Below are 20,767 nucleotides of genomic sequence, written 5' to 3'. Positions count from 1 at the left end.
TTGCTTTGATCGTGACGGTTAAAGCCATATCCGCCATAGAGAAAATGCAAACGGTTGCCTTAGCTGTAGGCGCCAATGCTCCCGCATCTAAGGGCTTTCATTGATATATTGAGCTCGTTTCATTCCGGATGACTTTTCCATTGTGCAAACGTTTGTTCTTGACACCGGTATTCCGAGACGATATCGGTGCTCCAAGATCCGGCGGACCGAAATCCGCCGAATGGGACGCGGAGGAGAGGCGCTGTGGCTTGGGATGAAGCGCGGAATTTGAGGATTGCCGTCGTTGGCACGGGCGCCCAGGGCGCCTCGATTGGCGCTGATTTCGCATTGGCGGGCCTGGATGTCACCTTTATCGAGCAGTGGCCGGAGCACGTCGCCGCGATGCGGGCAGCCGGAATAACGGTCAACATGCCTGACCGCTCGATCACTGCAAACGTTCGCGCACTTCATCTTTGTCAGGTGGCGGAATTGCGCGAGCACTTCGATATAGTCTTCCTTGTGGTCAAGGCATACGACACCAAGTGGACGAGCCAATTGATCGAGCCCGTATTGGCATCTGATGGGCTCGTCGTCGGTGTTCAGAACGGGATGACGCAGGACGATATCGCTTCCGTCGTCGGCGTGGAGCGCAGCGTTGGTGCTGTCTTCGACATGGCCTCCAACATGTTCGTGCCCGGCATGACCAATCGCCAGAACGACCACGATACCTCCTGGTTCGCGCTTGGCGCGCTCGATCCGGCAAATCAGGGTCGCGTGGAGAAGATTGCGGAATTGCTACGCCACAGCGGCAGGGTCGAGGTCACAGAGGACATCCGCTCGGCCAAATGGATGAAGCTGATCGTCAATGCCGCCCAATTGGTGCCTTCGGCGATCCTCAACCTACCATTCGCCGAGGCGATGAAGGTTCCAGGCATGACCGAGGTCATGCGGGCTGCCGGATACGAAGCGATGCGCGCCGCGATTGCCGATGGTGCGAAGATTGTACCGATCCTCGGCATGCAGCCGACAAAGGTCAACGACCCCGAGCGCTATGTCGACCAGATATTCGACGAGGTCCAGAAGACTTTCATGATGGCCGACACGCTGACGACAGTCCTGCAGGACTGGCGCAAGGGCCGTCGCGGCGAGGTTCTGGATCTCAACGGGCACGTCGTGCGGACCCTCGAAAAAGCGGGTCAGACGGCTCCCGTCAACAAGCGGGTTGTGGAAGCTGGCCGCGCAATCGAGGCAGGGAAACTGCCGCCCCAGCTTTCGAACAGTTCGCTGCTCGTCGCGTGAGCTCTGAAGTTTTGCGTCGGTTCGCCGATGCGCAACCTGGCGGTCCGCCGGCCGGCAGAGATGTTCTCAAATCATGCGCCTGTCATCGCGCATGCCAATGTCAGAAGGAGATGCCATATGAGTTGGGATAGAAAGGGCGGCCCGAGGATCGCTTTTCTCGGAACAGGCGCACAAGGTGCGTCCATTGGAGCCGATTTTGCTCTGGCTGGCCTTGATGTCACCTTCATCGAGCAATGGCCCGATCATGTGAATGCTATTCGCGAGAATGGCATTACCGTCAACCTGCCGACCCGGACGATCAACGCCAAGGTTCCGGCACTGCATCTGTGCCAGGTCGCCGAAGTCAAAGAGCCCTTCGACATCGTCTTTTTGGTGGTCAAGGCCTACGATACCAAGTGGGCTTGCCAACTGATCGAGCCGGTCCTGGCGCCCGATGGTCTGGTCGTCGGCCTTCAGAACGGCATGACCCATGAGGACATTGCCGGCATCGTCGGTCGCGAGCGCACCATTGGCGCCGTCATCGAGATCGCCTCGAACATGTTCGTACCCGGTGTCACCAACCGCCAGAACGATCACGACGAATCCTGGTTTGCCCTTGGCGCGCTTGATCCGAAGACGCAGCTGCGCGTCGAAGCGGTAGCCGAACTGCTGCGCAACTCGGGCACCGTCGAGGTTACCGACGATATTCGCTCCGCCAAGTGGATGAAACTCGTGGTCAACGCTGCCGAGCTGATCCCCTCGGCGATCATCAACCTGCCACTGGCCGACGCCGCCCGCGCGCCAGGCATGCTCGAAGTCATGCGCGCCGCCGGATATGAGGCGATGCAAGCAGCTCTGGCCGATGGCTCGAAGATCGTACCGATCATCGGCATGCCGCCGGTCACGACCAACCATCCCGAGCGCTATGTCGACCAGATCTTCGAGGAGGTTTTGAAGACATTTTCTCGCGAGGACACGCTGACCACGTCTCTGCAGGACTGGCGCAAGGGCCGCAAGGCCGAGGTTCAGGAGGTCAATGGCTGGGTGGTCGACATCCTGCGCGCCCATGGGCGCACATCACCGATCAATCAACGCGTCATGGACGTCGCGTTCGACATTGAGGCCGGCAAACTCGAGGCGCACCCGGACAATTCGAAGCTTCTTATCGAAGCCTACGAGGCCGTGGCCGATCACCGCTGAGGACGCAGCCACCGGTCGGTTGGACAGAGTTTAACAAGAGGAGGAGAATGACATGAGATCGCATCAAAAAGCTCGCATATCCGCGCGCTGGCTTCTGACGACAGTCGGCGCCTGCGCAATGGTGGCACTTTCGCTCGGCCACGCCGGCGCTGAAGAGGCCAAGGGCGGCAAGCTTATCATCGGCATCGACGAGACCGCTTCCGAATACTGGTCCGAATACATGCAGGGCGTGAAGGATATTGGTGACTCCCTCGGCAAGGAGCCCGTCGTTCTGACCAGCAACTACCAGGGAGACCAGCTGCTCGCCCAGCTCGGTGCTACCTACGCTACAGGCTGCAACCAGTGCGCGCTCGCGACCGACCCTTCTTCAAACGCCTTCGTCAAGGCGGTCGTCAACCGCTCCGCCAAGGCAAAGGTCCATGTCGTCACCATCTGGAACCGGCCGGAGAACATCCACCCCTGGGATACCGATCCGAAATACTGGGTCGCACACACGTCCTTCGACGGCGTCATGTCGGGTTACTATCAGGGCATGGCGCTCTGCAGGGCGTTGAACGGCAAAGGCAAGATCGCCGCCATCCAGGGCGTTCCGTCGACGCCGCCGGCGTTTCAGCGCATCGCCGGATTAAAGAAGGCCCTCAAGGAATGCCCGGGGCTCGAGCTCGTCGACACGCAAGTGGGTGAGTGGCAGGAGACCAAGGCGCAGAACATCACCCGCACCTGGATGGCTCGCTATGGCGACCAGTTGCAGGGCATCTTCGCCTCCAACGATGCGATGGGCCGCGGCGCCGTCGCTGCGCTCAAGGAAAAGGGACTGAACGGCAAGGTTCTGGTGACCGGTTCCGACGGTTCGAATATCGGCCTTGAAATGGTCAAGAGCGGTGACATGCTTGCCACCGTCTGGAACGATCCGGTTCTGCAGGGCGCCGTTTCAATATCGCTCGCCTATGCCGCCGCCATCGGTGACATCGATCCGGAAAAGCTGACGCATGCCCAGCGCGACTTCTACATCAAACAGGATGTTGTCACCAAGGACAACGTCGACAAGTACCTGGAGATGAAGAAGAACGCGCCGAAATACACTTACGCCGACATCAAGAAGGACTTCTGGAAGGACTCGGCAGGGCAGATTCCAGAAGGCGCAAACGACAACAAGTAATTGGAGGATAGGTCGATGGAGGCCGCTACCAGAATGAGCTCCAGAACGGGCAGCCAGTCGTTGACGCTTCTTGGCGAACTTAAAACCAAGTTGCCACTGGCCCAGATCGCTGCACCGATCGCGGCGCTCATCGTGCTGTCCGTGGGCTTTCAGTTGATCTGCGGTAGCTTCTTCACCATCGACAACCTCAAATCTGTTGTGGAGGCAGCGGCGGTACCCGCAATACTCGCCGCTGCCATCAGCTTCGTCGTCATCATGGGCTCCATCGATCTTTCGTTGGAAGGTATCATGGCGGCGACCAGCATGATCGTTGCCCTGCTCGTCGCCAATGGCGTCAACGGCAATGACTACGGCATCATGGGATTGCTCATCGCGCTTGCGGCCGGCCTGGGGTTTGGTCTCTTCAATGCCGTGCTGAATGCAGTCCTGAAGATGCCGTCGTTGATCGTGACGTTGGGCACCTGGTTTATCGGCTTGGGCATTGCAGCTTTGCTTTTCCCCGCCCGCGTGCCGCAGATCAACGATCCGTTCATTCTCGATCTGGCCAGGTTCCGGATCTTCGATATCAGCCTGGTGGTCTATATCGCCCTGGCGGTCATCGCGGTCAGCGAACTCATCCTGAATTTCACGACCTTCGGCCGCATGATTTACGCGATCGGCGGCGACGAGGGACTGCTTCTGGCCTCCGGCCTGCGCGTCCGGCGCTTCAAGGTCATTGCTTTTGCCATTTGCGGCCTGCTGGCCGGCATGTGTGGGGTACTGCTCTCGGCGCAGCTGAGCACCGGCAATGCGAATATCGGCAGCGGCCTGTTGTTCCCCGCCATCAGCGCCGCCGTTCTAGGTGGAACTGTGTTGACGGGCGGGCGCGGCGGCGCCGTGCAGTCCGCACTTGGAGCTGTGATCCTCGAAGTGCTCAATAACGGCCTCATCCAGATCGGGGCAGGTCCATACACGCGTAACATCATCAGCGGCGCCGTCATCGTCGTCGCGGTTGCCGCAGGCGGCTGGCATCGCCGCCGGAAAATGAGGGTGGTGAAATGACCGGCTCGCTCGTTCTCAAAGGCATTCGCAAGACCTACGGCAATGTCGTGGCGCTCGAGGGCCTGGATCTGGAAATCCCCAATGGGCAGGTTCTCGGTCTGATCGGCCAGAACGGCTCTGGGAAATCGACCCTCCTGAAGATATTAGCGGGCCTGACCACACCCGATCAGGGACAGCTGATCCTCGATGGTAAACCGATTGTGTTGGATTCAGCGCAGAGAGCCGGCAGTTACGGCATTGGGATGGTGCATCAGGAGCAGTCGCTGATCCCCAACCTGACCGTCGCGGAAAACATTTTCCTCGACAAGCCGCACCCGGCCAAGCGAAACGGCCTCTATCGTTGGTCGGCCCTGACCAAGGCTGCCCGCGCGCAGCTTCACAAAATTTCGGTCGACCTGCCGACGCACGTTCTGGTCGAGGATCTGCGCTTTGCCGAACGCCAGCAGGTGGAGTTTGCCAAGGTGCTGGCCATCGAGGAACTGGTCGATCGGCCGCCGATCATCCTGTTCGACGAGCCGACATCGGTGCTGACGCCGGATGAAATCAAGCTCCTCTTCAAGCAGATCAACCGACTTCGCGGCAATGCCACGATAGTTTTCGTCTCGCACCGCCTCGAAGAGGTTCTGGAGATCAGCGACCGCATCATCGTCATGACCGACGGCCGCAAGGTTGCGGAACGCAAGAGCGACGCCGTTGACCGTAGCGAACTCTATGAATTGATGATCGGCCGGCGGCGAGTGGTCGACGTCAGAACCGATCGCAAGCCGATCGATTCCCCGCCGGTCCTGAAGATCGACCGTCTCGGCTGTGGGTCACATTTCCGTAATGTCAGTTTCGACCTTCGCCCCGGCGAGATCCTCGGCATTGCCGGCGTTCTCGGATCCGGTGCCGAAGAAGTATGCCGAGCTCTGTTCGGCGCCGAGAGTATCGAAACCGGTGAGATCGAGCTCGATGGCAAGGCACTGACGCCCACTTCGCCGCGGGCAGCTGTCCGCTCCGGCATCGGATATCTCCCAGCGGATCGGCGAAGCGAGGGCATGTTGCCCAGCCGGTCGATCATGGAAAACGCTGTCCTCACCTTCGGTCTTGAGTATGGCCTGCGTTCTCTGGTCCTGCGTCGCTCCAAGGAGCGGCCGGCCGCACTCCACTGGATGCAGCGCCTGAAGGTCAAGATGGACACACCCTTCGCGCCGATCTCCAGCCTGAGCGGCGGCAATCAGCAAAAGACCGTGTTGGCAAAATGGTTGATGGCCAAGGAGCTGAAGGTCTTACTCCTTGATCATCCGAGCAGAGGGCTCGATCCCGGCGCCAGAGACGACCTGTTTGACGTGATCCGCGAGCAGGCGCGTAAGGGCCTTGCGATCATCTTTGTCGGAGACACGATCTCCGAGCTTCTGGAACTCTCCGATCGCGTCGTCGTCATGCGCGATGGCGAAATCACGGCCCGCTTCGATCTGGCCGCTGAAGAGATGCCGAGGGAAGAGGAAATCGTCGCAGCCATGGTCTGACCGCCTTTTTGGAAGGCGATCACCCGAGCAACTCGAACAATAGCTATACGGACGGCAGGAACATGGGAACAGCGCTAGACAATTCCATTATCCGCACCCTGGGGGCCGATCGATCGACGGTCTGGAGAACTTTGGGACCGTTGGGCGTGCTGATCGCACTGGTGGCTATCAGTGCCATCATAGCGCCCGGCGTCCTGGAACCGGATTCCCTGATCGGATTCCTTTCGGATGCAGCTCCGATCGTCGCCCTCGTCATCGGCGGCACTTTGCCGATATTGGCCGGGAGTATTGATCTTTCCGTTGCCGGCGTAGCCTCGCTGACCGGCGTTCTGGTCGTCGCGCTCAATCCGATCCTGGGTCCGTGGACATCCGTTCTCGTCGTTGTCATTGCGATGGTGTTCGGCGCGATACAGGGCTTTATCCATGCCTGGCTGCAACTGCCGTCATTCATCGTCACGCTCGGCACGCTCAGCATGCTCTCCGGCCTGTCGCTTCTCCTGTCGAACGCGACCGCCGAGCCGGTGCCGGACAGCGACATCCTTGTGACCTATCTTGCAGACAGCACCGGCGGCATCCCGAATAGCGTCATTGCGCTGATCCTCATCGTCGTGGTGTTAGGGCTCATGCTGCGTTACCTCCGCCTGGGGCGTGATATCTATGCGCTGGGCACCGGTGAAAAGACGGCGATGATGTCGGCCGTCAATGCAGTTGCGGTGCGAACGATCATCTTCGCCATATCGGCGGGATGTGCGGCAATCGCCGGTCTATTCCTGGTCTCGATTACAACGTTCAGTTCACCGACGCTGGCAGGCAATCTGCTGCTGCTGTCGATCGTCGGCGTCGTGCTTGGCGGCACCGCCATATCGGGTGGCGTGGGCGGCCTGATGCCGGCTGTCGTGGGCGGCCTGATCACATCCTGGCTGCGGATCCTGACCGTCATCATCGGCGTGGCGCCGACCGCGCAGAATATCGTCTTCGGTCTGACGGCTCTGTTTGCCGTCGCACTGACAACTGATCGCAGCAAACTCGGGATCATCAAGTAGCGATTGGGCGACAGGCAGTTCGGCCGTTCAACATTGCTATCGGTGAGCTCATAGCCGGGTTCGGCGGGACGCAAGGATGGCGGCCGCAAATTCAAGGGAGAGCATCATGAAGGACGGAAAACTTTGCATTCTAACGGGCGCAGCAGGGGAAGTCGGCCGCGCCACGGCCCGACGATTTGCCGAATCCGGCTGGTCGATCGTGCTCTGCGATCGGACCGACGACGTAAAGGCTCTGGCCGATACGTTGTCGAGAGAGTTCATAGGCGAATATTTTGGCGTCCAGATGGACCTCACAAACGATGAAGAAATCGATTCCGTCGCCAGACTGGCTGCCCAAACCGCCATCCCCTTGCGTTTCCTCGGGCTCATCGCCGCAATCAACCACGATGCCGTCAGCATCGAACACATGGACATGTCGGTTTGGGACAAAGTCCATAATGTGAATCTGCGGGCAAACGTGAAGTTCATCAGCGTCTGCGTGCCACTACTGCGCAAGGCCGGCAACGCATCCATTGTCACCGTCTCGAGTTTCTGGGGGAGGGAGGGCCATGCATTCTTCAGCCCCTACTGCGCGTCAAAGGCGGCATTGATTTCACTGACGCAGAGTGTGGCAGCAGAACTCGCTCCCGATATCAGGGTCAACTGCGTCGCACCCGGCAACATCAACACGCCGATGCATTTTAATGCGCTTGCTGTCGAAGCCGAGAAGCGAGGTATTTCGGCAGAGGAGATGCGTGCGACAGAGTGGAGCAAGATACCTATGGGTCGGCCAGCCGAAACCGCAGAAATTGCAGCTGCCATCCATTTCCTATCAACGGATGACGCGAGTTACTTCATCGGCGCAACTCTCGACGTCAACGGCGGGTGCCGGTTGACGTAACCATACGGGCGCTGCTTGGCTTGACGGCATGAACCCTTACCGAGGGCCACGCCAAAAGTGCCTAGCCGCGTCTACTCAGGCTCCGATCGTCCTTCAATGGCAATTATACTGCTATGGGTGGGCGGCAGCAGGCGCACCCTAATCCATCCGCCTTGCTACATGTGTGAAATCAGGAATCCAGGGTTTGTCTAAAGTGCCTGGTGCCTGGCCCACTTTTTGTGCCTGGATTTCAAGCTGGACTCCACCAGCGCGGCCGCACTCTCAAGAGCGGCTCGTGGGGATTTTTTCCCAAGCAGAGCGTCATGGATCTCCGTACCAAGAACCTTCTCGATTGTGGTGTATTGGGGGATATTGGGACGCTGCCAGGTATGCAGCAGGTTTTTCTTGGCCAGTTGGTCGACAAACCGCACAATCGGCGAGCTTGCCGCCGCTTCCGGATCGGCGCTGACCGAAAAGCGTGGCGCTACCGGGAATCCGTTCTTCACATGCGCCTTCATCGCCTCGCGCGAGGCCATCCAGGCGATGGCGTCGGCGGCAAGCTCAACGCGTTCTTCGGGCAGGTTTGTCGGAATACAGAACAGAAAGCCCCCTATTGGCGAAACCCTTGTCCCGCCCGGCCCCGACGGCTGGGGCAGGTACTCGACGCGGCGCTTTACGACAGATTGAACGTCGTATTCGAAGCGGGCAGTGCGCATCGTCCAGAAATAGCCGAGGCTGGCGCGCCCTTTGAAGAATATCTCGAGTGTCTGGTCCCAGGCCATTTCGAGTATGTTGGGCGGCGATATGTCCAGCAGCCGCCGCATGAACTCCAGAGCGGCAAAACCTGCGTCCGATACGATCGTACAGCTCAGTTCGTCCGGATCGACGCCATCCAGCGTGAAGCCCGACCTGGTCTTCCTGAGCGAGATTGCCGGTTGACCGCATGCCCCAAGGAAGAAGAGAAAGCTCGACGCGATCGGCATGCCCCGCGCACCGTCCCAGACGGCCCCGAACATTCCATTCTCAGGTGCGTGAAACCGCCGACCGGCGGCAATCACCTCGTCGAACGTCTTTGGAAACGGCAGGTCGGCATCGCTGAAGAGATCCCTGCGGGCTGCCAGGATTTCGATGGTACAGTAGCCGGGCACACCGTAGTCTTTTCCTTCCCAGGTGGCGGTGGACCAGATGGACGGGTGAAAGTCGAGGGGATTGATGCCCGTCTTTTGAATGTAAGTATCGATGGGGCGGACGATGCCGCTCTCGGCAAATTCACCGAGCCATGGCATGTTTATGGCGATGACATCGTAGTCGGAGACCGGCTTGCTGCCATTCTCGCGCGCACGCCGGTACAGTTCCGGCAGAGGCAGAAGATCGAAGTTCTTGCGGGATGCAAGGTTGTTGCGGAAATCCGCCCACATGTTGCGCATCGCCGAGAAGTAGTTGTCGTCGTTCAGCAGAAACCGCAATTCGATCTGCGACTCCGCCCTCTTCTGGACCAGGCGCATCGGGGGAATGATCTGGGATCCGAGCGGCGTTCCCCCGAAATAATACTCATCTTCCTCTTCACCCACGCGCAGGCCAAGCGTTTGCGCAAGCAGCGACTTCGTCTTGCGCGCATAGGTCTGGAAGGAGCGCAGTAGACCGTCGCTCGGCTGCAGCGCGAAGCTTTTGCCCGTCGATCCCTTGGCGATGCGTTGGATATAACCCGCCTCGATCAGCCGGTTTATCAGCCGCATTGAGGTAGCATAGGGCAGGCCCGATTCCTGACCGAGCGTCGAGATGGAAACGGTTTGACTGAGTATATGCGACTTGATGAGATAGGTGACGATTCTCCAGACCGCATCGTCGTCGGAGATCTCCACCACCTCTCTAAAGGGACGTCGCGTTTTTTCGAGAAAGTCGATCACGCGCAGCATCTCGTATTCGTTCACGTCGGCCTCCCCACCGTCGCGCATCCATTCAGAAAGAGTTTAAACAGGAAAACGCAAGATTGACGAGTGCACTCAGACTGCTGTGAGGTTTTGCGGTTTGTCTTCGCGTGGCGAAAGACCAGCCAGCCTCTCGGATTGTTCGAACAACACGAAGAAGTCCTTTTCAGCGAGCCCGTCCGCATAAGCGGCTTCGTACTGCTGCCGGATCATGGACGCCAGGTACATCGGAACATGGTCCGACTTCGCCGCACCCAGGATGAGGTCGAAATCCTTCATCATTTGCGAGACCGAGAAGGCCGGATCGAAGTTGCGGCTGACCAACAGGTCACGCTTGTAAGCTATCAGAGGCGACGCTACGGCACTTTCGCAAATGACGCTCAGCATCGTCTCGACGGAAAGGTTGCCTTTCAGGCCGAGCGTCAACGCTTCGCCCAGCAGGGCGGCGGTTGCGCCGACCAACGCATTGAGAACGAGCTTCAAATAACGGGCCTCTTCTCCCTTGCCGAGATAAAATTGCCGGGAGGAAAAACATGCCAGCATCGGTTCGACCTTCCGGTAAGCATCATCTGGCCCTGAGACCATCACCGAAAGGTTCCCGGAAGATGCTGTGATCGTGCTGCCCGATACCGGTGCGCGGAGATAGGCAACACCGCGTTCGCTAAGTGCTGCGCTCACCTCTGCGGAAATTTCGGGAGAGACGGTGCTCATCTCCATCAGGATCTGACCGGGGTTCAGAGCATCCGCGAGAGCGCCCCTGGATAGCACCAGATCGCGAAGAATGGCATCGTTCGGAATTGTCAGCACCACGACGTCGGATGCGGCTGCCAGGTCCTCCAGCGAATGAGCGACATTGGCGCCTTCCGCGACAATCGTTGCGCGATTTTCCGGTAATGGTTCGAATACCGATAGCGCGTAGCCGGCTTCCAGCACGCGTCGGCTCATGGGGGCCCCCATCTTGCCGATGCCTGCCCATCCAACCCTTAATGTTTCACCCATCTTAAACCTCCCTTCCTTGCCGGAAATTGCCCCGGCGTGAAGTAACCAATGCTGCTGTTGTCGGAGAGGTTCGTGCGAACATGCCGTTTTCCGCAGATGCAGAACGCGTGTCACTCCTCCCACAGGTTTAGTATGGCGAGGCAAAAATAGAATGCGCGACTTAAAATATCCATTTCGGATAATTATAGGTTTGTGAAAGATGTGGTTCATCCCTTAACTTTCACATCGGATCGCACGGCGGTTCCTATGGGAGGAATATAGGCCGTCAACAGAGAGACATACCCCGAGGCGCTCGCCCTTCCGGGAGCAATACTTTGTTGTCATGCGGTTTGACTAAGTTACATGAGGAGGATCGATCATGAAAACCAAAATTATCGGTATGTTTACTTCACTGGCTTTGCTGTCCGGCGCGGCCCCGACACTCGCAGACACCTATGCCGGGGTTCCGCGAACCTTCCTTTTCAACCCGTCGCTTGATGTCTGCTTCAAGGATACTTCACAATACAAGAAGGACGGTCCCTATGTGATCGGCTTTTCGAATGCCGGGCTTGGCGACAGCTGGCGCGTTGTCATGCTGCATTCCATGGAAAAGGCCGCTTTTGAACACAAGGACCAGATTAAGCAACTGCTGATCACCGATGCGGGTCATGACGACGCAAAACAGGTTTCCGATATCCAGGACCTCATTTCGCGCGGCGTCGATCTTCTTGTCGTCAGCGCCAATACCGAACAGGCGGTCGATCCGGCTGTGTCCCGCGCCATGGAGCGCGGAATTCCCGTCGTGATGGTCGACCGTCGTGTGTCTTCCGACAATTTCGTCACCTTCGTCACCGCATCGGATGCGATGATGGGCCGTCTCTTCGCGCAATGGATCGTCGAAAAACTGCATGGCAAGGGTAACATCGTCATCCTTGGCGGCCAGGCGGGATCGAGCCCCAACGAACTGCGCGTCAAGGCGGCCATGCAGGTTCTGAACCAGTATCCGGACATCAAGATACTTGACACTGTCTACTCCGACTGGAGCCCCGTAAAGGGCAAGCAGGTCATGCAGGCCGTCATCTCGAAATACGGCAAGGACATCAACGCGGTGCTTTCTACCCATGGCCTGCAGACGCCAGGCTCCATCGAGGCCTTCCTCGAGGCAGGCTTCAAGCCGGGCGATATCCCGCCGCACACCACATCTGATGTCAACGGACCGCTGCAGATGGCTTTGAAATACAAGGTTCCGATGCTCGAAGTGGGCTATCCCCCGGCCATGGGCGGCACCGCGATCGATGTTGCGCTTAAGGTGCTTGCCGGCGCTCAGGTTCCCTGCACCTACGAGATCAATGCACAGATCGCCACGACCGATGGCGATGAGACCCCCTCGATCCATCCCGACCTTCACATCAAGGACATGGTGCTTCCGAACGCGCCGGCCGACATGCTGGTCACCGGCGGAATGGGTCCCGACTACAACCCGACGACATTCAAGATCGACTACCCGCAATAACCTCCCAGGAACTCGGCGGGGCGCGAATGCCCCACCGTTTTTTAGAGACTCGCGAGGATCAGGCAATGTTGTCACTCGACGGAATATCCAAATCGTTCCCAGGCGTTCACGCGCTGACGGATATGCGGCTCGACGTTCGTGCAGGAGAGATCCATGCGCTTGTCGGGGAGAATGGTGCGGGAAAATCGACGCTCACGCGTATCATCGCCGGTGTTCACCAGCCCGACAGCGGCGTGATCCGGTTTGACGGAAATGATGTGCGCTGGGCAAAGCCGCGTGACGCGAAAGAACGAGGCATTCACGTCATCTACCAGGAATTCGTGCTCTTCCCGCATCTGACGGTCGCCGAGAACATTTTTATCGGCCACGAGCGCAGAAACCGGTTTGGTCTGATCGACCACCGCAGGACGGCCAATGACGCATTGGAGCTCCTTGCACGGTTCGGGCTTCAAATCGACCCGAAGGCTCTGGTCAAGGACCTTTCGGTGGCCGACCAGCAGATGGTTGAGATTGCCAAGGCGCTCGTTCATGACGTCAAGCTGCTCATTCTGGACGAGCCGACTGCTGTCATATCCGGACATGAGGTCGAGGTCTTGTTCGGGCGTCTTCGAGGACTTCGCGATGCCGGCGTTGCCATCATCTACATCTCCCATCGCCTCGAGGAAATCTTCGCGCTTTGTGACCGGGTGACGATTCTTAAGGACGGCAAATATGTGGGAACACGCGATGTCGCAGCGGTCAATCGCGACCAACTGATTGCTCTCATGGTTGGACGGTCCCTTTCCGAACTCTTTCCGTCGCGCCGACCGGCTGCCGAACGCCCGGTGGTGCTGGAAACGCAGGACCTTAGCATTCCCGGCCGCGTCAGGGCCGCATCGATCGCGCTCAGGGCCGGAGAGATCACCGGGCTTGCTGGCATGGTCGGTTCGGGACGGTCCGAACTCGCCTTCGGGATATTTGGCGCCTTGCAGAAATCGGAAGGCCGGATTCTCATCGAGGGTCGGGAGATCGCTTCCATGACGCCGGCACGGGCGATCGCTGCAGGCATCGGCCTAGTGACCGAGGACCGGAAGGGACAGGGGCTGGCGATGCTTCTCGACATTGCGGCGAACGTCACCGCCTCGACATTGCCGAGCGTGACGCGCTTGGGCCTGATCGATAGCAAGCTCGAGAACGATATCGCCCGCGCGGAAATCGAGAACTACCAGATTGCCTGTCGCGGTCCCTCGACGGCCGTGTCTCTGATGTCCGGCGGCAATCAGCAGAAGGTCATCGTCGCCCGCTGGGCCCGAACCAGCACGAAAGTGCTGATCCTCGACGAACCGACCCGTGGCGTCGATGTCGGCGCAAAGGCCGAAATCTACCGGATCATGCACGATCTCGCCAATCGCGGGATAGCGATCCTGATGATCTCCTCGGAACTTCCCGAGATCGTCGGCATGTCTGATCGCGTCATCGTCATGCGCGAGGGGACAATCACCGGCGAGCTCCTCGCCCACGAGATCAACGAAGAGGCCGTCATCGGCCTCGCGACCCATCACGCGGCGGCTTGAGGATATTGTCATGAGCGCCATCGCTTCCACCACATCCCGATTTTTCAGCGGTTCGCGCGCCGGCCTCGCCGTCGTCGTCGGCCTGCTTGTCCTGCTGTTCCTGATAGGCCTGACGGTTTCCGATCGCTTTGCGACCTCGAACAACATTCTCAACATCTACGAGCAATCGACCGGGCTCGCCCTAGTGAGCCTCGGCCAGACTCTGACGGTGCTGACCGGTGGCATCGATCTTTCCGTCGGCTCGATCATCAGCCTGTCATCGATGCTGACCTCGGGCCTGATCAACGGTGACCCGAACATGGTCATTCCTGTCGTCGCTGGCGTCCTCGTGCTCGGCGCGGTCATCGGCGCAGTGAACGGTGGCGTCATCGTCCTGACCGGCGTGCACCCGCTGATCGTCACTCTCGGGACCGGTGCGGTGCTTCAGGGGATCGCGCTTCTCTACGGCCTTGGCCCGATCGGCAAGGTGCCTTTGAATTTCGATTACTTTGCCTATGGGCGGCTTGCGGGCGGCCTGTCGGTCGGAGCCACGTTCGTCCTCTTTCTGTTTATCGTCACTGCACTTCTGCTGCGCAACACCAGAAGCGGGCGCTATGTCTACGCGGTCGGTGACGATCCCCACGCGTCGGTCCTGATGGGCCTGCCGAAGACGGGCGTGATTATCGGCGTCTATACGCTGTCTGGACTGTTTGCCGCCTTGACCGCCGTCTATCTCGTCAGCCGCTTCGGGGTGGGGCAGCCCTATACAGGTGCAAACTACACGCTTGCATCGATTACGCCCGTGGTGGTCGGCGGCACCATGCTGGCGGGTGGGCGAGGGGGCGTCATGGGCACGCTTCTGGGCGTCTATCTGGTCTCGCTGCTCAACAATCTGCTCAATTTCCTCGATGTCTCCACGCACTACCAGCTGGTCGCCCAAGGCCTGGTGATTATCGCGGCGGTATCTGTCTACGTTGAAAAACGGAGGGTCGCGTGATGAATGTCGCCAATGCCAACAAGGGTGTTGCTATGACGCGCTCTGCTCCAAGCTTCACTTTTCTTGCCGCCGCGAAGTCGTACGGCATCTTCATTTTCCTCGTTCTTGCGATCGCTGCAGCGACGATAGCGAGCCCCGCCTTCATCAGCGGCGCCAACGTTTCCAACATGCTGATGCAGCTTGCTCCGCTCGGGATCGTGGTCATCGGCCAGGCCTTTGTGATCCTGGTGCGCGGCCTCGACCTGTCCGTCGCCTCGGTGATGGCAACGGCCGCGGTCATTGCCACGAGTTTCAACGGGCAGAACGGCGACGCGCCGATGATCGTCGCGGCCTGCGTGCTCATGGGAGCAGCAACGGGACTGGCCAATGGCCTCCTGGTGACGAAGCGCAATGTGTCGCCCTTTCTGGCTACGCTCGCAACCATGATCGTCCTGCAGGGATTGCGCTTCGCCTGGACGCAGGGTGCCCCGTCCGGCAACGTGCCGCCTGTCTTCCGGGCACTCGGCGCTGGCACGGTATGGGGCATTCCGTACAATCTGATTGTCATGCTGACGGTCGCCGCGGTCTTTGCAGTCCTTTTGCATCGCGCCGCCTTCGGCCGGCGCGTCTATATCACGGGCGGCAATCCCATCGCTGCACGCCTCGTCGGCATCTCCGCCGATCGCATCATCATTCTCTGCTACGTCATCTGCGGCATCCTGGCGGCCGTCGCTGGGCTCGCGCTTTCGGGCTTCGTCGGCGTCGTCGACAATTTCGTCGGCAAGGGGTTCGAACTGGACTCGATCGTTGCTGCCGTGATGGGCGGCGTCGCGCTCTCCGGTGGACGGGGCTCTGTTCTGGGCGCACTCGCCGGCGCCGCGATCCTTGTGGTGTTGTCGAACGCCGTCGTGATGGTCGGCATGCCGGTTCAATTGCAGATCATCGTCAAGGGCGTCGTGATCATCGTCGCCGCGAGCCTCTACGTTCGCACCGTTCGCTGAAACAAAAGGGAGAATTTCGTGAGCCAGTCGGAAGTAAAGAAGGTTGTCATCGTCACCGGCTCCGGCCGCGGAATCGGCGCCGGCATTGCTGCGGACCTGGCAGCAAAGGGCGCAAGCGTCGTGATCGCGGATATCAATAAGGATGCTGCGGTGGCCGTTGCCGCCAGGATCAAGGACGCCGGCGGCGAAGCGTTCGCCAGCAGCGTGGACGTCTCCGAGCGCGCGAGCGTCAAGGCACTCATCGCGGAAACGGTTCGCCATTACGGCCATCTGGACGTCATGTTCAACAATGCCGGCATCAGCCAAACCTGCCCGTTCCTGGACGTCACGGAAGATGACTTCAACAGGATCATGAAGATCAACGGCCTGGGTGTGCTGATCGGCACACAGGAGGCTGCAAAGCAGATGATTGCCCAGGGCGGCGGCGGCAAGATCATCAACACCGCGTCGATCGCCGGCAAGCAGGGCTACCCGCTCTTTGCACATTATTGCGCATCGAAATTCGCCGTCGTCGCCATTACGCAGGCGGCAGCGCGTGCACTTGCCGAGCACCGGATTACCGTCAACTGCTTCGGCCCTGGCGTGGTCGCGACCGAACTCTGGGAGCAGCTCGACCGGGAGTTCATGGAGCACGGTCTGACGTCCAAGCCGGAGCAGGCGATCAACGAGTTCTCGCAGTCGATCCTGCTCGGACGTGTTTCCGTGCCGAAGGATATCACCGGCGTTACGACGTTCCTGGCGTCCGATGCCTCGGACTACATTACCGGCCAGACCGTCATGGTCGATGGCGGTATGGTTCTGACCTGAGGGGGAGGATAGCCGATGTCCCGTTTGAGGAATAAGATCGCTATCGTCACCGGTGGAAGCACCGGGATCGGTGAGGCAACCTGCCACCGGTTTGCCGAGGAAGGCGCCAAAGTCGCCATCTTCGACGTTGTCGCGGAGCAGGGAGCACGCGTCGCGGAATCCATCCGGGAAGCAGGCGGAGATGCAGCCTTCTACAAGGTCGACGTCTCGAAAGAGGATGAGGTGGCGCCGGCAATCGAGCAGGTCGTCAATGCCTGGGGGAAGCTTGACATTCTGGTCAACAATGCCGCCGTGACAGGCGTCAACAAACTCGCGCATGACGTGACCGTCGATGAATGGGACCGGATCTTCGCCATCAATGTGCGCGGCGTTTTTCTCTGCACCAAGCATGCGGTCAAGCCGATGATGGCGGCAAAGGGAGGTTCCATCGTGAATTTCTCGTCGATCTACGCACTGATCGGAAACGACGACCTGCCGCCCTATCACGCCACGAAGGGTGCGGTGCTGGCAATGACCAAGACGGATGCCATCTGCTACGCGTCCTTCGGCATCCGCATCAATGCCGTTCATCCCGGTTCCACCAAGACGCCGTTGTTCATGAAGGCGGGTGAGACCTATCCGGGCGGTCTCGATCACTACCTCGACATGATGAAATCGAAGCATCCTCTCACGCTTGGCGAGCCTGTCGACGTCGCCAATTGCGTACTTTTCCTAGCATCAGACGAAGCCCGTTTCGTGACCGGCAGCAGCCTTGTCTGCGACGGCGGTTACACCGCGCAATAATCAGAAGGACATACCCATGAAGGCCGTACGCTACTACACAAAGAAGGACATTCGCGTCGAGGACGTTCCGGCGCCGAGCGGGCCGCTGGGGGACGACATGGTCCTCATCGAGCCGCTGGTCTGCGGCATCTGCGGAACGGATCTGCACGAGTATATCGCCGGTCCGATCGTTACCCCGGCAACGCCGCATGTCTATTCCGGCGCGACGCTGCCGCAGATCCTCGGGCATGAGTTTTCCGCACGTGTCATCGAGGTGGGCAAGAACGTCACGCATGTGTCGCCCGGTTCACGTGTCTCGATCCAGCCGCTGATCTCCCCGCGTGACGATTATTACGGTCGCCGCGGTCTCTTTCATCTTAGCGAAAAGATGGCCTGCGTCGGCCTCTCCTGGGATTGGGGCGGTATGGGCGAACGCGCCGTCGTCAACGGCTACAATGTATTCCCCGTTCCCGACAGCGTTTCCGATGTCCAGGCTGCGATGATCGAACCTGCCGCCGTCGCGCTCTACGGCGTCGACCGCGGCGGCGTGGAGGCCGGAAGCACGGTACTCGTCTCCGGCGTCGGACCGATCGGTGCGCTCGTCCTGCTCGCCACCAAGGCGGCCGGTGCGACCACCATTTTCGTCTCGGAACTCAATCCGAACCGCCGGGCTCTCGCCAAGCAGCTGGTCCCTGAGGCGATCGTTTTCGATCCGCGCGAAACGGACACCGAGAAGCTCTTCCGCGAACACACCGACGAAGGCGTCGGCGTCGACGTGGCACTCGAATGCGTCGGTGCCGAAGCCTCGCTCAACCTCTGCGCAAAGGCAGTGCGGCGGCAGGGAACGGTCGTTCAGGTAGGCTTGCACGTCAAGCCGGCGGCGATCGACGCCATGCTCTGGGCCCTCAAGGACATCACCGTCGAGGCAACGTGGTGCTATCCGGTACAGATCTGGCCGCGAATTGCGGCAATGATCGGCTCTGGAATTTTCCCGGTCGAGAAGATCGTCACCGCACAGATCCGCCCCGAAGACGTCGTCGAGAAGGGATTCGAGGCACTTCTCGATCCGGCTGCTTCGCATATGAAAATTCTCGTCAACATGAAGGCCTGACCCATGAAAAACCCCATGGACATCAGCGGCCGGACTATCCTGGTCACCGGGGCCGCAGGCGGAATAGGCAGCGCCACGTGCCTCTACCTCGCGTCTCTCGGCGCGACGGTCATTGCCGCCGATCGTGACGCCTCGGTCGAGAAGACCCGCGATGCGGTTCGCGCGGCGGGCGGCAAGGCGGAATGCATCACGTTCAACGTCGCCGACAAGAATTCCGTGGAGGCGGCGGCTGCGGCCGTCGCCGATAAATTCGGCAAGCTCGACGGGATCTTCGCAAATGCGGGCATGTCCTACGAGCGGCCGGCGCTGGAGCACAGCGAGGCCGACTGGCGGACGGTCATGTCCGTCAATCTCGACGGCGTTTTCTGGACGGTCCAGGCCTTCGGACGCGCCATGATTGCCAGCGGGCAGGGGGCGGTGGTGATGACGGCTTCGATTGCCGGCATGAAGGCCGTTCGTCCCGAATTGCATGTCGGCTACGACGTGTCGAAAGCCGGTGTGGCCCATATGTGCAAGGTTCTTGCGGCGGAATGGGCGCGCTCGGGCGTTCGCGTCAATGCTGTCGGCCCCGGCTATACCGACACCGTCATGCTGGCGGAGGTCGGACGCACCCAGCCGGCGGTGATGAAGCAATGGATGGACGACACGCCTGTGGGCCGGCTCATCAAGCCGGAGGAAATTGCCTCCGCCGTCGCCTTCCTTCTCTCCGACGCTGCCAGCGGTATCACCGGCCATGTGCTGATGGTCGACGGCGGCTACTCGATCGCCTGATTTTATGAAAGGACATTACAATGCATTACATCGTTCATTGCCTCGACCACGAGGGCGCGGTCGACAAGCGCCTTGCGAACTACGACGCACACAAAGCCTATCTGTCGAGCGCAAAGACGAAAACGGTCATTTCAGGTCCGTTGCTCGCCGATGACAACGAAACGATGATCGGCTCGCTTTTCCTGTTCGAAGCCGACAGCAAGGAAGAGATCGTCGCCTTCAACAGCGCAGACCCTTTCACCAAGGCAGGCGTCTGGAAGACCGTGAATATCCATCCCTTCAGCAAGCGGGTGGATAATCGATGACCATCGTCGAAGAAAAGCCGGTCATTGCCGCCATCGTCGGCCTCGGCTGGTGGGGCAAGAAGATGGCGAGCCTTGTCAATGCCGGCGGCGCCGAAATGAATTTCGTCCGCGCGGTCGATCCGAACCCGGAGGCGAAGGCCCTCGCGGCCGAACTCGGACTGCAGTTTTCGCATGATCTCTTAGAAACGCTGGCCGACGACACGATCGAGGCCGTCGTTCTTGCGACACCGCACTCGCTGCACCAGGAACAGATCGAGCAGGTCGTTGCAGCAGGCAAGCACGTCTTCTGCGAAAAGCCACTCGCCTTGACCCGGCAGGGTGCTGAAAAGTCGGTCGGCCTGTGCCGGAACGCCGGCCTGGTTCTCGGCATGGGTCACGAACGCCGCTTCGAGCCCCCGATCGCGGAAATCCTTCAGTTCGCTGCTGCCGGGAAGCTCGGCAGGCTGCTGCAGATCGAAGCCAATTTCAGCCACGACAAGTTCCTCGGCCTCGATCCGTCGAACTGGCGCCTCAATGCCGATCAGGCGCCGGCAGGCGGGATGACGGCGACCGGCATCCATCTGACGGATCTGTCCGTCAAGCTGATGGGGCCGGCAAGGGACGTCCGGGTGATCTGCGAGAACCTGGCTTCCAAGATCCCGCAGGGCGATACGATGAGCGCCCATATCGGCTTCGTGAATGGTGGGTCGGCCTATATATCGGCAACGCTGGCGACACCTTTCGTCTCCCGTTTCGCCATCTACGGTACGCTCGGCTGGATCGAGGTGCGCGACAAGGCGCATGTCGAGGCCCCGGATGGCTGGATCGTTACCGAAGGCTGGAAGGACAAGCCGATTACGGTGCGCGAGGTCGCTCCGGCCGAGCCTGTCCGCGACAATCTTCGCGCCTTCGCGCGCGCCGTCCGCGGCAAGTCGGATTATCCGATCACCGGCGAAGACATGATCAACAATATCGCTTTGCTCGAGGCAATCGTCCGCTCTGCCGGAACGGGTGCCGTCGAAACAGTCTGAGGAGGA

19 protein-coding genes are annotated in these 20,767 nt (G+C 59.8%); 17 read left to right on the top strand and 2 right to left on the bottom strand.

Annotated elements, in window-relative coordinates:
* The first annotated feature begins 243 nt into the window (after positions 1-243).
* The 7 genes from G9X64_RS03485 to G9X64_RS03455 all read left to right on the top strand — a co-directional run bounded on the left by G9X64_RS03485 (position 244) and on the right by G9X64_RS03455 (position 8,088).
* Positions 244-1,278 (top strand): ketopantoate reductase family protein, encoded by a 1,035-nt coding sequence (locus tag G9X64_RS03485; RefSeq protein WP_171375925.1) that lies wholly within the window; start codon positions 244-246, stop codon positions 1,276-1,278.
* A gap of 117 nt (positions 1,279-1,395) precedes the next feature.
* Positions 1,396-2,457, top strand: a complete 1,062-nt coding sequence (locus tag G9X64_RS03480; protein WP_171375924.1) for a ketopantoate reductase family protein — start codon at positions 1,396-1,398, stop codon at positions 2,455-2,457.
* A gap of 52 nt (positions 2,458-2,509) precedes the next feature.
* On the top strand, positions 2,510-3,616 hold the full coding sequence (locus tag G9X64_RS03475) for a sugar ABC transporter substrate-binding protein (protein ID WP_240603640.1): 1,107 nt from the start codon (positions 2,510-2,512) through the stop codon (positions 3,614-3,616).
* Positions 3,617-3,649: 33 nt separating this feature from the next.
* Positions 3,650-4,657: an ABC transporter permease gene (locus G9X64_RS03470; RefSeq protein ID WP_171375923.1), complete on the top strand. Its 1,008-nt coding sequence runs from the start codon at positions 3,650-3,652 to the stop codon at positions 4,655-4,657.
* Positions 4,654-6,165 (top strand): sugar ABC transporter ATP-binding protein, encoded by a 1,512-nt coding sequence (locus tag G9X64_RS03465; RefSeq protein ID WP_171375922.1) that lies wholly within the window; start codon positions 4,654-4,656, stop codon positions 6,163-6,165. Before G9X64_RS03470 ends, G9X64_RS03465 begins: the two co-directional genes overlap by 4 nt.
* Before the next feature lie 62 nt (positions 6,166-6,227).
* Positions 6,228-7,208 carry an ABC transporter permease gene (locus tag G9X64_RS03460; protein ID WP_171375921.1) on the top strand — a complete coding sequence of 327 codons (981 nt, stop codon included), beginning with the start codon at positions 6,228-6,230 and terminating at the stop codon, positions 7,206-7,208.
* Positions 7,209-7,314: 106 nt separating this feature from the next.
* Positions 7,315-8,088 carry an SDR family NAD(P)-dependent oxidoreductase gene (locus G9X64_RS03455; RefSeq protein WP_171375920.1) on the top strand — a complete coding sequence of 258 codons (774 nt, stop codon included), beginning with the start codon at positions 7,315-7,317 and terminating at the stop codon, positions 8,086-8,088.
* Positions 8,089-8,276: 188 nt separating this feature from the next.
* Here G9X64_RS03455 and G9X64_RS36335 read toward each other — a convergent pair whose 3' ends face one another.
* On the bottom strand, positions 8,277-9,998 hold the full coding sequence (locus G9X64_RS36335; protein ID WP_171375919.1) for an extracellular solute-binding protein: 1,722 nt from the start codon (positions 9,996-9,998) through the stop codon (positions 8,277-8,279).
* A gap of 72 nt (positions 9,999-10,070) precedes the next feature.
* The gene (locus tag G9X64_RS03445; protein WP_171375918.1) at positions 10,071-11,108 is read right to left on the bottom strand and encodes an NAD(P)-dependent oxidoreductase; all 1,038 of its coding nucleotides are present in this window, start codon (positions 11,106-11,108) and stop codon (positions 10,071-10,073) included.
* 244 nt (positions 11,109-11,352) lie between these two features.
* On the opposite strand from G9X64_RS03445, the gene G9X64_RS03440 reads away from it, so the two are divergent.
* From G9X64_RS03440 to G9X64_RS03395, 10 genes are all read left to right on the top strand, one after another.
* Positions 11,353-12,486: an ABC transporter substrate-binding protein gene (locus G9X64_RS03440; RefSeq protein WP_171375917.1), complete on the top strand. Its 1,134-nt coding sequence runs from the start codon at positions 11,353-11,355 to the stop codon at positions 12,484-12,486.
* A gap of 65 nt (positions 12,487-12,551) precedes the next feature.
* The gene (locus G9X64_RS03435) at positions 12,552-14,039 is read left to right on the top strand and encodes a sugar ABC transporter ATP-binding protein (RefSeq protein ID WP_171375916.1); all 1,488 of its coding nucleotides are present in this window, start codon (positions 12,552-12,554) and stop codon (positions 14,037-14,039) included.
* A 10-nt stretch (positions 14,040-14,049) separates the two neighbouring features.
* Positions 14,050-15,015, top strand: a complete 966-nt coding sequence (locus G9X64_RS03430) for an ABC transporter permease (RefSeq protein WP_171375915.1) — start codon at positions 14,050-14,052, stop codon at positions 15,013-15,015.
* The gene (locus G9X64_RS03425) at positions 15,015-15,995 is read left to right on the top strand and encodes an ABC transporter permease (RefSeq protein ID WP_240603892.1); all 981 of its coding nucleotides are present in this window, start codon (positions 15,015-15,017) and stop codon (positions 15,993-15,995) included. The genes G9X64_RS03430 and G9X64_RS03425 overlap by 1 nt, the downstream gene beginning before the upstream one ends.
* A gap of 18 nt (positions 15,996-16,013) precedes the next feature.
* On the top strand, positions 16,014-16,802 hold the full coding sequence (locus tag G9X64_RS03420) for a glucose 1-dehydrogenase (RefSeq protein WP_171375914.1): 789 nt from the start codon (positions 16,014-16,016) through the stop codon (positions 16,800-16,802).
* A 15-nt stretch (positions 16,803-16,817) separates the two neighbouring features.
* Positions 16,818-17,585 (top strand): SDR family NAD(P)-dependent oxidoreductase, encoded by a 768-nt coding sequence (locus G9X64_RS03415; RefSeq protein WP_171375913.1) that lies wholly within the window; start codon positions 16,818-16,820, stop codon positions 17,583-17,585.
* 16 nt (positions 17,586-17,601) lie between these two features.
* Positions 17,602-18,675: a 2,3-butanediol dehydrogenase gene (locus G9X64_RS03410; protein WP_138331062.1), complete on the top strand. Its 1,074-nt coding sequence runs from the start codon at positions 17,602-17,604 to the stop codon at positions 18,673-18,675.
* A 3-nt stretch (positions 18,676-18,678) separates the two neighbouring features.
* Complete coding sequence (locus G9X64_RS03405; RefSeq protein WP_171375912.1) at positions 18,679-19,446, top strand: SDR family NAD(P)-dependent oxidoreductase; 768 nt, start codon at positions 18,679-18,681, stop codon at positions 19,444-19,446.
* A 20-nt stretch (positions 19,447-19,466) separates the two neighbouring features.
* Positions 19,467-19,751, top strand: coding sequence for a YciI family protein (locus tag G9X64_RS03400; protein WP_171375911.1), 285 nt, complete (start codon positions 19,467-19,469; stop codon positions 19,749-19,751).
* On the top strand, positions 19,748-20,761 hold the full coding sequence (locus G9X64_RS03395) for a Gfo/Idh/MocA family protein (RefSeq protein WP_171375910.1): 1,014 nt from the start codon (positions 19,748-19,750) through the stop codon (positions 20,759-20,761). Before G9X64_RS03400 ends, G9X64_RS03395 begins: the two co-directional genes overlap by 4 nt.
* The last annotated feature ends 6 nt before the right edge of the window (positions 20,762-20,767 follow it).

The organism is Rhizobium sophorae, assembly GCF_013087515.1.
In the GTDB taxonomy this organism is placed as follows: Bacteria; Pseudomonadota; Alphaproteobacteria; order Rhizobiales; family Rhizobiaceae; genus Rhizobium; species Rhizobium sophorae.
Note: the sequence above shows the minus strand (reverse complement) of the source record. Positions and strands in the feature narration are given on the sequence as shown.